Here is a 14,505-nt window from a genome sequence, read left to right on the forward strand (position 1 = left end):
TATAAAAAGAAACCAAGGATAGCCTTGAGTTGAAGGAGAAACGGGAATTTAATACAGGAGAATTCAAAGGTATCAGAACAGCAAATCTTGATGGCTTTTTGTTTTATATACAGGTCAAAAATGAAGTTAGCGAGTCAAATTAAATAGGTAACTAATAAAACAGGAGTCGTGCTCACTCAATCTACGACATGTAATTTTCGTATTACGCAGCTCGTCAGCTAAAAGCACTAGATGTTCTGACGCATTACATATAACTGGAGCTACACTCCAACGTTTTACTAGTTAGAGTGCAGCTCCATGAAAATGAGTGTTTTCAATTACTCTACGATAGGAAGATCTGCGGTATTCATCGGAACTGGTTCAGTACATGCTGGTTTTCCCGCCATAGCTGCATGGTCAAAACCCCCAGTCTTTTCAGGAGCATATGGCCAATCCAACCATTCACCTTGCTTGTCTGCAGGTATGATAGGTAAGGTGATGGAAGATGGATGTTCAGCATCGTGATAGATGGTTTGGTCAGCAATCACATAGTCCTTTTCTGTGCAAGTCCTAAGATCAATAAACCGGTTTGGATTTGCATCGTACATTGATGAATTTGTACTCATAACCTCAATACGGATACGATGTCCTTTTTTGAAGATATTACTTGTTGCTCGCATCTTCAAAGTCATTTTTTCTATCTGGTTTGGAACCATGGGCTCAGGATTTTTGCGATCATTGCGATAGCGACCACGTACACCACCTGTGGTGAGATGCATTGAGCTTCCGTCAGGATATACATCAAGAAGTTTCATGATGAAATCCGTATCTGTTCCGCTTGTAGATGCGTAAAGTGTAGCATTAATCCAGCCTGTAACCTCAACATCTTCTTCCAGCACAGGAGTTGAATACACTAGCACGTCGCTTCTCTGCTCATTACCTGAATGGTCGTTCATTCCTCCGAACATTGTGTGCTCCTGTATATTATATACAGGATTTGCAGGGTCTGAGGAGTAGTGATCTGCTGATTCTGAAACAGGAAATGCTGTAGATAATACACCATCACCGGCAGAAGTGTTAGCATTACCATCGCTGTGAAGGTAGTATTCAGTGAGTTTGGTATCAGGCAACGGCCAAGCCTGTTCAGCACGCCATCTTTCTTCACCCATAACATAGATGACAGCTTTGCCTTTCTGGAATAATTCTGCTGGAATTCCCTTTAACTGCTGATTGAACCAATCGATATTTAGACTAGCCTGGTCAGTATCCTCGTTTGCAAAACGGTGATCGTTCGTTCGTGCAGTATGACTAAATGGAGTGAGAACCAGACGATGACCATCCGCAACTTCCTGAGAGACTGAATTAGTCACAGCCTGTTCATATGCCATAATTGAATTAGTTAAGAGTAAATCATACCATCCTCCGACAAATACGAGAGGCTTCTTGAATTTGTTTGTGCGTTTGGTGATATCGTTGTAAGAGAAAAAGTCAATATTATCATAATTCTCTACCCACTTTTGCCAGAATGGTATATGACGCATAATAGGCATATTTTTTAAACCGTATTTTTTTGCCCATTCTCCCGCATTTACTTTTCGAGGATCTTCTAAAGGATTTCCCAAAAGAGCGTTATCCTCCATTATTTTTTCTTTGATAATCGGTGAAAACCTGTGATGAGCTAATTGGTCATCAAGCATCATAATGGCCCAGAAAACATTTAAATTGAGAGAAAAGAAGCCGTTTTCGAAACCAAGATTATTCCCAAATGCAGAGTTGATTGCCGGATTAGAAATAACGGATGTTTCCAACCCTAGAATATCACCGCTAAGCCAAGGCAAAATCTGTGAAGCTCCTTGCCATGAAATTCCACTCGTAACAATCTGTCCATTACACCAAGGCTGTTTTCTAACCCATGCTATGGTATCTACTCCATCTCGGTGTATGCCCCAACCATCATGGTCAGGTCTTCCATCGTCACCCCAACCTTCGTTGGCAAGAGGCTGTAGTTGCCCTTCACTCTTTGCAGTTCCTCTGGCTGCGACTTCAACACACACATAGTCGTTTGCTGTAGCATACTCAAACAGTCCATACCAAGCTGTAGTTGGACCACTGTGAAGATAGGCAGAACGAATCAAAATAACCGGATATTGTTTTGTAAAGTCCGGTTTACCGTCTTTGAGTGGAAATTTGACACTACCGACTAGTCTGGTGCCGTCGCGCATAGGGATAATGACGTCTTTGAATTCGGCATATTTATGCTGTTTTCCTGGAAATTCTGCTGCCATAGGATTCTCCTTTTATTTAATGGAATAATAATCAATCATAGTTTCATATTCGATCCATATTGGCTTTATAAGGGATATGATAATTAAACAGAACATTCTGACACTGACTTGTTGTCAGATATCAGTACATTCTGTTCTATAAACTAGTTTTTATTTTACTTTTATCTACGGGTTGGGAGTTTGCTCATTCTTGTATTACCATGCTTTGTCTCAGTTTCCCCCCATGCCCAATACGAATCTACTTCGCGTGTCTCACCAACACGTTGCATTCTACCTTCCTGCTGAGGAGTTGGAGGATATTTTTGCAGCATAGCGGGCATTTTCCCTCTCGGATCAGGAGTAAACGTCCAGTTTTCACCCTCTATTGTGAATTCAATCCCTTGTGAAAATGGGCTATTCGGTGATGTAGCAACTTTTCCTTCTATATTTTGTGTTGCAGTTACGGTCTTTCCATCGGTGAATACAGCGAAACCTAAGCGGTCATGACCGAGAAGAAAGTGTCCTCCTTCAACTGATCCATCTTTATATTTGTTTGCCCAGGTATACCATACAATATGGCCAAAGTTCTCCATCAAGATATCTCTGTTACCGTATAAGACAGCACCGTCAGCCATATATACCTGATCGAAGGCCACAAAGCCTTTTGCTTTAACCCCTTGAAACTCACCCGTTAATTCAAACAGGTGGGAGACATAATAAGTTCCTTCATCTCTTCCGGGGAGGTACCAGTGCAGGCCAGGTTTAATCATAGGTCCTTCCAGAGAGAAAAGTTTTTCTTCTTTCCACACAAAATAATCTTCACTGAAGCGTATTTCGAAATCATCTCCAACTACCCCGGGAGCTTTTCGCCATACTGCTTCATTTCCGTCTTGAATACCTACAGTTCCTTTAGCGGAAGCACAATCTTTCGTTAGTTCTGTATCAAAAATCAAATTCTCTCCATCAGCTTTGGTGGATTGGATCACTAGTCCCAAATAAGCCTTTTCAGTATCCAGATCAGGATTAAAGTTACGAAGTAATTCGTACATTTCACCATCTTCTGTACGAATGTTTCCGTAAATTGCAGTAAGGTTCGGTTTAAGTCCGAAATAACCTCTGTCTGATAATACATCCTCTACACTGGGTTGATGAGCACCGGAAAGTTGCTGAAAAAAGTTACCACGCTCATACACATCTCCTAACTTTGGCATAAATAATATCCTCCTTTAAGTATAATTTGATCGCCTTACATCCATATGGTACTCTCATTATTATTGGAAGTTAAACACTTAATCGGTGCTCATTAATATTGAAAACATACATAAAGGAGAGATTCTATGGAATTAAGACAATTGAAATATTTTTTAGCTGTTTCCGATACACTTCATTACGGAAAAGCTGCTGATTTATTACATATTTCAGAACAGCCGTTAAGTTTTCAAATCAAAAAATTGGAAAGTGAACTTGGTTTCAAATTATTTGAGCGGACTACACGTTCAGTAGCACTGACCCCCGCAGGCGAATTACTTAAAAAGAAAACTCTAGAAGGATTGAGAATTTTGGATAAGGGAGTAGAGCAGGCGGGGAAGATCGCTAGGGGAGAAACAGGGAAATTACACATAGGATATAATAGTATGACGCTGCACAATATTTTGCCTCATTTAGTTAGCGAATATCGGAATCGGTATTCTGATGTTGAGATTATACTATCGGAACAAAATTCACCAGAGTTAGAATATAACTTAATAAATGAAGAAATAGATTTGGGTATAGTGGCTCTATATGGTGGAGCTATGTCTGAGGAATTGAAATATGAAACTATTTTTAGTGATCCCGCTTTTATTGCGTTCCCCAAAAACCATTATATGAAAGATAAAAAATTCATAAACCTTTCAGATTTGGCAGAAGAAGCTTTCTTGGTGTATTCAAGAGAAGTAAGGGCGAGATCCTATGATTATTTAATAGCACATTGTCATGCTGCGAAATTCACACCAAATATTATACAAGAGGCAGAGACCGATATGGCGTTGCTCGGACTAGTGGCAACAGGGCTTGGAGTGGCTTTGGTTCCTGGAAGTTTCCGACATCTTTTAACGGATGTTATTGATTACAGGATGATTAACGAACCAAAGATAAATATCGATGTCGCAATTGTGTGGAAGGCGACGAAGTACTCGCCTATGTTGCGGAATTTTAGGGATATTGCTAAACCGCAAGCCTCCATTTAATTTATAGAGCACCAATCATAGATGATTCAGTCGTTAATAGCATCATTTTTTGAATAATATAATTCTTGGGAACGTTGGTTTAAGCTGATGGAACGTTTGTCCTGCCTTTAATTCATTAACAAGAGAAACATAAGAGCCCGCGCCCAGCGCGGGCTCTTATGTTTTAAGGGACCAAGTTCTTGTCCTAATCTCAGGACAAGAGCTTGGTCCTATTGCCGAAAATCGACAAAAACATGGTACTAAAGTTACATAAATATCTAAACTTCATTTCTGGTTCTTTTTATGTTTTAGTAATGAAAACTCTAAATCTCCTTCAATTATTATGTATGGATAAGGTGTAAATGTGTATTGATTATGTGCTTAATTTTTGATTATAAGTATTATATCATGTGCTCATAGCAAATTAACATTAAACTTTAGACAATGATAGTGTAAAGTTTGCTATGAAAAAATAGTGTAATAAATTTTACACTAACTTTTGACTGAGGGAGGTTGATATACAAAATACAATGAACAGATGCTCCAAATCTGTCCATTCAATTTCATGAGTTTATAAATATGATAAAAGATTTCAATGTTAATATTAAGGGAAAGAAAGGAAGACGTATTATGTCAGATGATTATAACGACAAGTATGCTAATATTAAATCCTCTCACGAGGTAATTACTCTAGAAGATGAGATGACTCATTTTGAGTCACTTTCAGTGCCTTCATCACAAACTGATATTTGGGAAGAAACTGCTGCTGGTGTTGTCGCAGAAGCAGGAGACTACGATATTCTGCTATGGGCAGCCGGCTATGCTCTCTTTGGTAATGGAAAGGGCATTTGGGGTCCTGGTATGTCAGCAGAAAGAGAAATTCAGTTAATTGTTGTACCAAAATCTCAGCGGGGTACCATGACAGACAACAACTTTGTGCGTGTAGGGTGGACTCCTAAAGAGCGTTTGCATGGCGATAAATTTAAGGTTACTGCAACAGAGGACAAAGTCATTTGGGACTTTAATGGACTTCAGTTTATAGCAGCTCCTCCTACATGGAACATCAAAGGAAAAGCTGGTGATGCTGAGCTTGATCTTGTGTACGAGCAAATTGGTACAGCTCTTTGGAACTGGGGACCTTTCGCAAAGGCTAACGAGGATGACCGTGCTGGCTATGATGCATTCGTTAACGTTAATGGAACTATTCGCACATCAGAACATAATTTAACGATTGAGAATGGATATGGTGTTCGTGAACACATCATTACAGGGCAGTCAAACGACCCAATTAAAAATCTTCCTGCAACTAATTGGATGTGGTGGCTTTACACAATTCAAGGTGATGTTAAAATAAACTTCTTCCAGCCCGGTCCTAACCAAATCGGCTTTGTAAAATATGCTGATAAACAAATTGATTTTGGACCAGGTAATGGAATTATCGATTACCAAATTATTGAGAAGTGGGAAGATCCTAGAAGTGGTATGAATATGCCTGTTAAATGGAAGCTAAAGATGGAAAAAGGCAACTGTGTCGTTGATGTAGAAATTGCTGCACATGGTCGTGCTTACAGCCACTGGCCAGTTTCGACAGGAACTCGTATGTATTGTTATCTGCTTTCAACAATGACAGGAACTGTTTCCCTTCCAGATGGTCGTACAGTGACACTTGACAATCATCTAACAGTAAATTCTTTCTGTAAAACTATTCTAACTGCAGGCGAGAATCTATCTGGTTCTAAACCAGAACTTGACTAGAACGAAATCTCTCTAAGATGTTCGTTTTATATTGTATATAATACTAGGTTACCAATCACCAATTCAACTGGTGGTTGGTAACTTTTTATCCTCATATTCATTTACTCTACCATACGGATCAGAAAGTGTTAGGGTATCCAATCATCTAGGTAGACCTATCATTCAAGCTTTCAACAATTTCTTGCCTATACATTAGAACATCGTGGAGCTCCCGAAGGGACTCATGGACGCATTGCCATAGCGATTGCTGGTGGTTCTTTAAGCGATTCGTGGAGACAACAGCCAGGAACCCCTGCGTACTGTACTGAACTAACTAAAGAGGAGCTAACCGAAGTATTAACGAAGGCGAAAAAAGAAAAAGCCCCGTTATTAAGAGATCAGGCATAGAGAAGCTTTTAGCGTCTATCGGTGGACACACACATGAAGATGTGATTAATGTAAATAGGGAAATATTTAAATCTTAAGTTTTGACGTTAAGCTAACGGGCAGGTTGGTCAACGAAGATTTAAAAGAGCCTATAACTTCTACTACTTAAAACGGGCTGATAAGTCATTTTTGCTTCTGAAACACTACTCTTTACTTGTTTAATCTGTTCTCATTTGAACTGTTCTTTAAGTGCATATAAGGAAAAATAGCCGGTCAACAGCCGGCTGTTTGTTAAACAATCTTTTTTCTCATAATAAAAGATCAATTCTTATTCTAAATTGCAATCTCCCCATTCAGACATACTTTGAAGGATTGGCAAAAACCGCTGACCAAGATTTGTTAAAGTATACTCCACTCTGGGTGGAACCTCTTTATACACTTCGCGATGTAAAAGTCCATCATTTTCCAATTCTCTGAGTTGCTTCGTTAGCATCGATTGTGTAATATCCGGAAAAGCTCGTTTAATGTCCCCAAATCTTCTTGTTTCTTCGGAAATATACCATAATAGCGATAATTTCCACTTCCCACCGACTATTCTTTGTACTTTGTTTATTCCACAATCAAACGAATACTTCTTGCTGTGGTTCATATGTTTTCCTCCAAAAATATTTTTTGCCCTTAAAAGTGTGTGAAAAACCTCATTAGTATCATTTTTAGTAGTATGTTCTAAAAAAAATCGTACTTGTATTAAATAAGGTACTCTAATAAGATTTCAATAGCAAGTCTAGTCTAGCAAGTGAAATTACTACGTTCAATTAGCGGAGAGAATTCATTTTGTAACAAGAGTTGAAGATATGCAAACTAATTGAGAAGAGATAAATATGTTATCAAGGGCGTCAATTAGGAAAAGCCTTAGAAGTTGTGAAAAAAACAGCTCTGCTATCCTACTAATAATCTCTAACTGAAAGGATGAAGCATCATGAAAATAGGAATTCTTGGAACTGGCTTAATGGGCAGGCTTCTGGCTCGTAAGCTCGCCGCAGCAGGTCACCACGTGAAGGTGGCAAACTCACGGGGGCCCGAAAGCATTGCAACCGATGTACTGGAAACCGGTGCGTACGCAGCAACAGCGGAAGATGCGCTGGATGGTGTGGAGGTTGCGATCCTAACCGTGCCTCATACAGGCTTTGAGAAAATCAGGCACTTAGTGGCGGCATTGCCCGAGCAGACGGTGGTCATCGATATCTCTAACTATCACCCTGGCCGGGACGGCGTGATCCCTGAGCTTGAAGCAGGGAAAGTCGAGAGCGAGTGGGCTCGCGACTATTTCGGACGTCCGATTACCAAGGCATGGAACTCAATTGGAATGGCATCCTTCGAGACACAAGGACGGTCCAAGGGGGAGGCGGGCCGCATCGCGCTTCCCGTCGCCGGTGACAGGAAGCGTGACCGCGAAGTCGCCATCGCATTGGTAGATGATACTGGGTTTGATGGTTTCGACGCGGGCATGCTTGCAGATTCTTGGCGGCAGCAGCCCGGCTCGCCAGCCTACATTACCGATCTGACCTATGACGAGATGGGGCCGGCGCTCGCATCGGCAGAGCGCGACCGTCTTCCGCGACGCCGCGATATAGCCGCTCAAGTGTTCGAGGAGCGGGTCGGCGAACGGTCATCTCCTGACGTCGAAACGGTCGTGAGGATCGCCCGAGCATTGTTCATGTGAATGACAGGCACCGTATCTTATGCGCTCTGACGGCATGCTTAGGCCTAACGGCTCGGTGCACTGGACTGAAAAATGAGTTGAGAATGGAGTCGATTGAAAAATGAGAACGAAAATGAAAGCTTGGCGCGCAGAAACATTTGGCAAACCCAGCGATGTCCTGAAGCTGGTAGATATCGACGTTCCTGTACCAGGACCGGGTGAGGCGCTGCTTAGGGTATTAGCAACTAACATAGGTCTGCCTGACCGCATGATGCTTGAAGGTCGATATTTCCTAACGCCGACCCCGCCGGTAACGCCCGGTCAAGAGGTGGTCGGTATTGTCGAGGTAGCGGGACCGGGCTATCCGTTTCCCGTCGGCACACGAGTAATCGGCGGTGCCAACTCTGGTGGTTTGGCGGAATATTGTCTATCGTCAGGCGACGGAGCGGTGCCTGCAGCCGATGACATGTCCGACGAGCAGGCCGCAGCTTTTCTGGGGACGTTTCACGTCGCTTATGTTGGCTTAGTCAATCGCGCTCGCGCAAAGACGGGCGAGACGGTATTGGTGCTCGGTGGTACGGGTGGAACGGGTTCCACCGCGATCCAGCTCGCCAAGGCTCTGGGTCTGAACGTAATTGCTACCGTTCGCGACGCAAAGAAGGCTGCGTTTTGCCGTGAGCAAGGTGCGGACCATGTCATCGATCTGGGGACGGGGTCGATGAGCGAGCAGGTGCGCGCCCTGACCGGAGGCAAGGGTGCCGATATCGTATATGACACGGTCGGATCACCCTTAGTCGATCAGGCACTCGATGCGATTGCCATCGGCGGACGGTATGTTTTGATCGGTTTCGCTGGTGGCTCAGATTTTCCGAAGATTGAGCCGTTCAAGATCCAGATAAAAGGCATCTCTGTCACCGGCGCCTTGCACAGTGTACGGACTCCCGACGAGCGCGATGAGGCAATTACCGTACTTGGGCGACTGTTCTCCGAGGGGAAGATTGCTATGCCGATCGACCAGGTCGTATCCTTAACTGACGTGCCAGAGGCACTTGAACGTCTTGGTGGTGGTGTCATCGGTAAGCTTATCGCCCGCGTAAGCCACGACACCTCTGGCACATAGAGAAAAAGGAACTGCTGTGACATTAGGTAGAATCGGAGACATACCCTGTTTGAAGCGTAGGCTACATGGCTGAAAAAGGTTCGAAAAGGAATAAAGCTCATGCTACCGGCGTCTTTGGTGGCAACAGATACCAAAATACCAAAGCGCTGGTACCACCGCTGATCCCCTTCTCCTCATGAGTCAAAGCCCTTTGCTTTACGTAGTCCTTTGTCTCATGAGGAGAAATATTAACGGGAGACACAGTGGATTGTGATACTCATCAGGTGTTAGATAGAATTTCCTCTCAAGAAACCAGCAACAAGAAAGATTGCTGGACTCAATTTCACCTAATGACCGTTTGTTTTAAGGCGGCTATTGAATTATGGAGAATATCTTATTGTAAGTTTACTCATGCATTTTTATTTAGCGTGCTAATTAGGTATTTTTATTTTTGTTGTTGGCTTTTCCATTATTATTCTTACAAGCTCCGATATTGAAGCTGAACTTACATATTATGCTACCATAGCATATGCTATTTTATATTTAGCCAGTGTTATATCTGTCTGCACCGCGGTACTCCTTAATAAGATAACTCAATTAAAAAAGTGAGATTACTCATTCAACTAACGGGGGAAACGTTATTGTAACAAGATAAAGAAAGCAGCTGGTCAATGTGATCAGCTGCTTTTGTTCAACTAACGGGCAGGTTAGCGTAGCTGATGCAAGAATAACTTGCATTATGGGAGAAGGAGTAGCTAAACTTGAAAAATGAACCGCCCATAATAGTGTGAAACTTTTACGTACAATTATTTAAGGAGGGTATCTCCACATGAAACGTATGTCAACTTCTGAATTAAATGAAATTTTAGTTAAAGCAACACTCTCGGCCAGACAAGAGGCCAAAAGCAATGGTGTGGCCATTGTATATGAAGAAAATGAAAAAATGATCAAGGAATATCCGGATGGCAGAAAAACAGAGATCATATATGAAGAAAATGGTAACAAAAAGGAAATTGAATACCCATGATCTGAAATAAAAGAACAGATTATTGTTCAGCTAACGGGAAACGTTAGTCCAAAAAAGCAAGGGGTTTAGTTGGCCGGCTGGCAGCTGCTCCTTTTTATTAAGCTAACGGGCATGTTAGTTGGATTAAGAAATCACTAGTAGCAGCAGGTAAATCTCCAAAAGAGAAAGCATAAAAAGATTAGAAGCTGAAAAAAAAGATTAAAGGAATTGTGATGAACTCAATTTTTCCAAGTCGTTTTTTATCTTGAGGTTTTTGTTACGTTGCCAATAAAAGAAGTAACTTCTTTCCGTTCTAATTACCTTTATAAAGATCCCTGGAATCTTGTTTAAAATCGAATACAAAATATATTATAATAAGATGATACGATACGGACTATAATTGTGATCTTTTATTAATTTGAAAGGATAGACTGATGAATAATTTCTTATCCACCTCCAACAGTGAAAATCCAAGAAATTCATTACCTGATGATATTGCACATTATATTTTGGGGAAAATATTTACCGGGGAATTAGGGCTTGGCGCAAGATTAATTGAAACGAATATAGCAAAGGAACTTAATGTGAGTAACATTCCAGTAAGGGAAGCATTCTATATTTTACAAAATACCGGAATTGTGGAAAGGCTACCAAGAAAAGGTGTCCGAGTTAAAGCAATATCGGAAGAAGAGATTGTTGACTACACTGTGGCACTAAAAGAATTATATAGAGTTGCTTTAGCCTACTCAGTTCCAAACTGGAATGATGAGCATCGAGAGAATTTAAAAAATTCCTTAAACGAAGCAAAAGAATTATTAGTTCAAGAGAAAATAGCTGAGTATATCTCAAAATGCGATCAAATATCTTCCTACATTTTTGAAGTTGCTGGAAATAAAGTATTTTTAAGGTTTTATTCCGAAATCACATATATTACAACAGCCTATTGCCAATCAATTTGGAATGATGCTGAAAAAGTAAAGAGCTGGCACTCCTATTTAGACGGTGCAGTTAATGCATTAATTCAATCAGACTTTAAACAGGCGGAACGGGAATTGGAACTTTTGGCAAAAAGGTCCTTATTGGTTTAATTAGACTTTGAGAGCAATTCTATTCATCAAAAAAAGGTACTAACAAATCAAAAATGTTAGTACCTTTTTTATTGTGTAATATATGATGACTCATCAGATGCTAATCTATTTAAATGGCACCCGATTGTGAATCTATCTTTTTTAAGTTCAATCGATGCTTATTCTTCTGAAGAAACAGCCGTAATATCACCTGCTTGTACAGTAAATCCTCCATCGATTACTTGAGATGTGCCTGTTGTAAATCCTGATTCATCACTAGCTAAATAGACCATTAAATAAGAAACTTCTTCTACTTTACCAACTCTTTTTAAAGGTTGACCTTTCATCGCAGCGTTACGTAATTCATCTGTCGGGAATCCTTCTCGGAACATAGCTGTATCTATAGTTCCCGGATGTACCGCGTTTACACGAACATTAAACGGTGCAAATTCAATTGCCGCCGCACGCGTTAATGCTGTTACAGCGCCCTTTGCAGCAGTATATGTTGAGAGACCGCCACTTGCATTGATTGCTGCAATGGACGACAAGTTGATGATAGAACCAACACCTTCTTCTTTCATATATGGTAGGACATTACGCATGCCGATGAAAACGCCCCATGCATCTATATCCATGACTCGATTCCACTGATCGTGTGTTAATTTATCAAATGTTGCGTTTGCTAGAACACCAGCATTATTAATTAGTACATTTAATTTTCCAAATTGTTCGTACGCTTTTTTAGTTACTTCTATCCAGTCATTTTCTTCTGCAACATTTAGTTTATAAGCAACTGCCGAACCAGGGAATTCCTTATTCACTTCATCAACTAATTGTTGTACACCTTCATAATTATAATCTGTTGCTACAACTTTTGCCCCTTCACTAGCAAAGATACGAACATGCATTGCACCCATACCTTGTGCAGCACCTGTAATTAGTACGACTTTCCCAACCAATCTTCCCATTATAAATATCTCCCTTATTAAAAATTAAATTATATATTATATATAATATATAATATCTCCGTTTACATTTTATAAAATTATTAATGTTTTGTCCATAGTTATGACTTTTTTGTGAAGAATACTAATCTGTTAATTCCTATTTAATTAAACATCCTACATAAGGGAGGTCATAAGTCTTAAAAAAGCGAAATATTGGTACATGAACTAGCTGTTGAGGACAAGAACATGTTCGTATTACCGATTAGATGAATATCTAAGTGGAAGTGGTTGGTCTCTGGAAAACAACGTAAGAGAGATGTTTCAGAACATGACACGACGTTTTGGATTATTGGATAAAAACTGTTGTACCGCAGGAGGGCTTGATATTTCCTGTTAAAACTAGGGTTAGCCAGTTCCATTGAGGATGCTGAACTAAAGGCAAAAACAATCAGAAGTATCATTAATATTAAGCCGGTGCAAAAGGAATTATTAAATGAAATATTCTGAAACAAGGCTTGTAATCATTACGCTAAAGGGAAGCGATAGTATAACAAAACTAAGAAAGCAGCTGATCAATGTGATCGGCTGCTTTTGTTCACCTAACGGGCAGATTAGTTGTGCAAAGAATTTAGTTAAATTCATCTAACATGTTATAGCTGTTGAAGATGAACAGAAACCACACTGATGTGCAGCTACGTAATCGATTAGAGAATCATGAGCTGTTTGAATGTAATCTGATGTAATCCTGAGAGCTATGGACTTAGTATTTAGACGAGAGAGAGTCTATGCTTTAGGAGTAGGTCCTGTGAATTTTTTGAATAAATTCGTAAAAATTACGCATGCCTTGAAATCCAAAAGAAACTGCAATTGTCTCAATAGTATTGTTGGTTGTGAGAAGCAATTCTATTGCTTGGGCCAGTTTTTTTGCATTTGCCAATCATTTATTCTATGGCTGTCACCTTATTGAGAAGTTCTTCTAGGTCCATCCCAGAAATATTATCTTCGATGGAATCTACAATATCATTATGGACTGTAACACTATTAATTTTGAATTCCTGACTAATTTCTTTACGTCCAATTATATTACTGTTCAGTTTAACGGAATTATTATCGTCAATTATTAACGAGAACGGTTCGATTGCTCCATAATAATTATCTAGCTCTTTATTCTGCTTAAGGAATAATACATATTTGCTCTTAGTTTTAGGTTCAATATAGAAGAGGTCTGATACAGTAATTTGCTCCTCAACACCCTCAGAGAACTTTAAAGTCAAGGATTCTGCAGCTCGATGATTAACCTTAATGTTTTCTCCATTTACATTTCCTTTAATAACTTTGTCGATTTTAAAATCATAGAGTTGGCCTTCTACAAATCCCTCCTCACTTTCTTTCTGACTATTATCAGGGTCACGTAACATATTCCATGTTTCAAAGCCGTCTTGGTATTCTCCAATTACAATTATGTCAGATTCACTGACCATTTCTTCTAAATTGTTAGTTGTTGGAAAGTCATAGCTTAAATTAACATCGGTAGGGACCTGTGGTTGATATACAGCCGCCGCTATAGCGTTCCACCCAACGGTGCCTGCATATATTTCCTTCATTGTTTGAACATCATAAGAGGTTGGGAACCATAAATTAGATCTATTTCTAGCAGTGTTCATTATTGAATTGCTAGTGTTATGCTTAAGGCCCATTGCATGACCAATTTCATGAGTTGCAGTGCTAGTCGCTACATTTGATCCTGTGATATTGGAATTACCAATATTTAATCCGCCTTGAAATTTTGTAATTATAAAAGTATCTGTGGTATACCATGTATGCATTCTTCCATATAAGGACGATGAAACTTCATTAATGACTCCTAAAGTGTTAACGGAACTGCTGCTAGAATAAAGGTTCATTCCTTTTTCGTTCCATTGAGTCACAGCATTGTTCCAGCCTTTTTGCATAAGGGAACTTAGGCCACTATCTAATTTATAAGTCATGTTTTTAGAGTAGAAGCGCCAATCTTCTTTTTCGTTCGCATGAGCAAGTGTGCTTGAAGAAAGGAAAAGGGCAACAATCAACAAAGAAGAAAAAAACTTTTTTGATTTCATAGTATCCCCCCCCG

At 40.1% G+C, this 14,505-nt stretch carries 11 protein-coding genes and 2 pseudogenes; 8 read left to right on the forward strand and 5 right to left on the reverse strand.

Annotated features, from left to right (window positions below; translation table 11 throughout):
• Window positions 1-317: 317 nt before the first annotated feature.
• Window positions 318-2,264: a CocE/NonD family hydrolase gene (locus tag PIL01S_RS28945; RefSeq protein WP_127541267.1), complete on the reverse strand. Its 1,947-nt coding sequence runs from the start codon at window positions 2,262-2,264 to the stop codon at window positions 318-320.
• A gap of 161 nt (window positions 2,265-2,425) precedes the next feature.
• A complete protein-coding gene (locus PIL01S_RS28950; RefSeq protein WP_127541269.1) occupies window positions 2,426-3,454 on the reverse strand; it encodes a hypothetical protein in 1,029 nt (342 codons plus the stop codon).
• A 126-nt stretch (window positions 3,455-3,580) separates the two neighbouring features.
• Here PIL01S_RS28950 and PIL01S_RS28955 point away from each other — a divergent pair, with 126 nt between their 5' ends.
• The 3 genes and pseudogenes from PIL01S_RS28955 to PIL01S_RS30220 form a co-directional block, all read left to right on the forward strand.
• Window positions 3,581-4,471 carry a LysR family transcriptional regulator gene (locus PIL01S_RS28955; RefSeq protein WP_127541271.1) on the forward strand — a complete coding sequence of 297 codons (891 nt, stop codon included), beginning with the start codon at window positions 3,581-3,583 and terminating at the stop codon, window positions 4,469-4,471.
• A gap of 609 nt (window positions 4,472-5,080) precedes the next feature.
• Entirely contained in the window at window positions 5,081-6,205 is a 1,125-nt protein-coding gene (locus PIL01S_RS28960; protein ID WP_127541273.1) for a hypothetical protein, read from the forward strand.
• Between the two features lie 121 nt (window positions 6,206-6,326).
• A pseudogene (locus PIL01S_RS30220) lies at window positions 6,327-6,669 on the forward strand (3-hydroxyisobutyrate dehydrogenase); the annotation flags it as partial.
• Between the two features lie 230 nt (window positions 6,670-6,899).
• Here PIL01S_RS30220 and PIL01S_RS28970 read toward each other — a convergent pair.
• On the reverse strand, window positions 6,900-7,220 hold the full coding sequence (locus tag PIL01S_RS28970; protein ID WP_127541275.1) for a winged helix-turn-helix transcriptional regulator: 321 nt from the start codon (window positions 7,218-7,220) through the stop codon (window positions 6,900-6,902).
• Between the two features lie 330 nt (window positions 7,221-7,550).
• Between PIL01S_RS28970 and PIL01S_RS28975 the strand changes: the two genes are divergently transcribed.
• The 4 genes from PIL01S_RS28975 to PIL01S_RS28990 all read left to right on the forward strand — a co-directional run bounded on the left by PIL01S_RS28975 (window position 7,551) and on the right by PIL01S_RS28990 (window position 11,466).
• The gene (locus PIL01S_RS28975; RefSeq protein ID WP_127541277.1) at window positions 7,551-8,294 is read left to right on the forward strand and encodes an NADPH-dependent F420 reductase; all 744 of its coding nucleotides are present in this window, start codon (window positions 7,551-7,553) and stop codon (window positions 8,292-8,294) included.
• A gap of 100 nt (window positions 8,295-8,394) precedes the next feature.
• On the forward strand, window positions 8,395-9,393 hold the full coding sequence (locus tag PIL01S_RS28980; protein ID WP_246058588.1) for an NADPH:quinone oxidoreductase family protein: 999 nt from the start codon (window positions 8,395-8,397) through the stop codon (window positions 9,391-9,393).
• An 808-nt stretch (window positions 9,394-10,201) separates the two neighbouring features.
• Window positions 10,202-10,399: a hypothetical protein gene (locus PIL01S_RS28985; RefSeq protein ID WP_127541279.1), complete on the forward strand. Its 198-nt coding sequence runs from the start codon at window positions 10,202-10,204 to the stop codon at window positions 10,397-10,399.
• Window positions 10,400-10,812: 413 nt separating this feature from the next.
• Window positions 10,813-11,466, forward strand: a complete 654-nt coding sequence (locus PIL01S_RS28990; protein ID WP_127541281.1) for a GntR family transcriptional regulator — start codon at window positions 10,813-10,815, stop codon at window positions 11,464-11,466.
• A 158-nt stretch (window positions 11,467-11,624) separates the two neighbouring features.
• On the opposite strand, the gene PIL01S_RS28995 is transcribed toward PIL01S_RS28990, so the two are convergent.
• Window positions 11,625-12,413 (reverse strand): SDR family NAD(P)-dependent oxidoreductase, encoded by a 789-nt coding sequence (locus PIL01S_RS28995; protein ID WP_127541283.1) that lies wholly within the window; start codon window positions 12,411-12,413, stop codon window positions 11,625-11,627.
• Window positions 12,414-12,708: 295 nt separating this feature from the next.
• Here PIL01S_RS28995 and PIL01S_RS29980 point away from each other — a divergent pair.
• Window positions 12,709-12,783: pseudogene (locus tag PIL01S_RS29980) on the forward strand (MarR family winged helix-turn-helix transcriptional regulator); the annotation flags it as partial.
• Window positions 12,784-13,333: 550 nt separating this feature from the next.
• Here the strand turns inward: PIL01S_RS29980 and PIL01S_RS29005 are convergent.
• Window positions 13,334-14,491: a matrixin family metalloprotease gene (locus PIL01S_RS29005; RefSeq protein WP_127541285.1), complete on the reverse strand. Its 1,158-nt coding sequence runs from the start codon at window positions 14,489-14,491 to the stop codon at window positions 13,334-13,336.
• Window positions 14,492-14,505 lie beyond the last annotated feature (14 nt).

The organism is Paenibacillus illinoisensis NBRC 15959, from assembly GCF_004000925.1.
In the GTDB taxonomy this organism is placed as follows: domain Bacteria; phylum Bacillota; class Bacilli; order Paenibacillales; family Paenibacillaceae; genus Paenibacillus; species Paenibacillus illinoisensis.

Excerpts from the sequence above, each read along its gene's own strand:
- PIL01S_RS28945 (WP_127541267.1), bottom strand. The coding sequence starts at position 2,264 with ATGGCAGCAGAATTTCCAGGAAAACAGCATAAATATGCCGAATTCAAA.
- PIL01S_RS28950 (WP_127541269.1), bottom strand. The coding sequence starts at position 3,454 with ATGCCAAAGTTAGGAGATGTGTATGAGCGTGGTAACTTTTTTCAGCAA.
- PIL01S_RS28955 (WP_127541271.1), top strand. The coding sequence starts at position 3,581 with ATGGAATTAAGACAATTGAAATATTTTTTAGCTGTTTCCGATACACTT.
- PIL01S_RS28960 (WP_127541273.1), top strand. The coding sequence starts at position 5,081 with ATGTCAGATGATTATAACGACAAGTATGCTAATATTAAATCCTCTCAC.
- PIL01S_RS28970 (WP_127541275.1), bottom strand. The coding sequence starts at position 7,220 with ATGAACCACAGCAAGAAGTATTCGTTTGATTGTGGAATAAACAAAGTA.
- PIL01S_RS28975 (WP_127541277.1), top strand. The coding sequence starts at position 7,551 with ATGAAAATAGGAATTCTTGGAACTGGCTTAATGGGCAGGCTTCTGGCT.
- PIL01S_RS28980 (WP_246058588.1), top strand. The coding sequence starts at position 8,395 with ATGAGAACGAAAATGAAAGCTTGGCGCGCAGAAACATTTGGCAAACCC.
- PIL01S_RS28985 (WP_127541279.1), top strand. The coding sequence starts at position 10,202 with ATGAAACGTATGTCAACTTCTGAATTAAATGAAATTTTAGTTAAAGCA.
- PIL01S_RS28990 (WP_127541281.1), top strand. The coding sequence starts at position 10,813 with ATGAATAATTTCTTATCCACCTCCAACAGTGAAAATCCAAGAAATTCA.
- PIL01S_RS28995 (WP_127541283.1), bottom strand. The coding sequence starts at position 12,413 with ATGGGAAGATTGGTTGGGAAAGTCGTACTAATTACAGGTGCTGCACAA.
- PIL01S_RS29005 (WP_127541285.1), bottom strand. The coding sequence starts at position 14,491 with ATGAAATCAAAAAAGTTTTTTTCTTCTTTGTTGATTGTTGCCCTTTTC.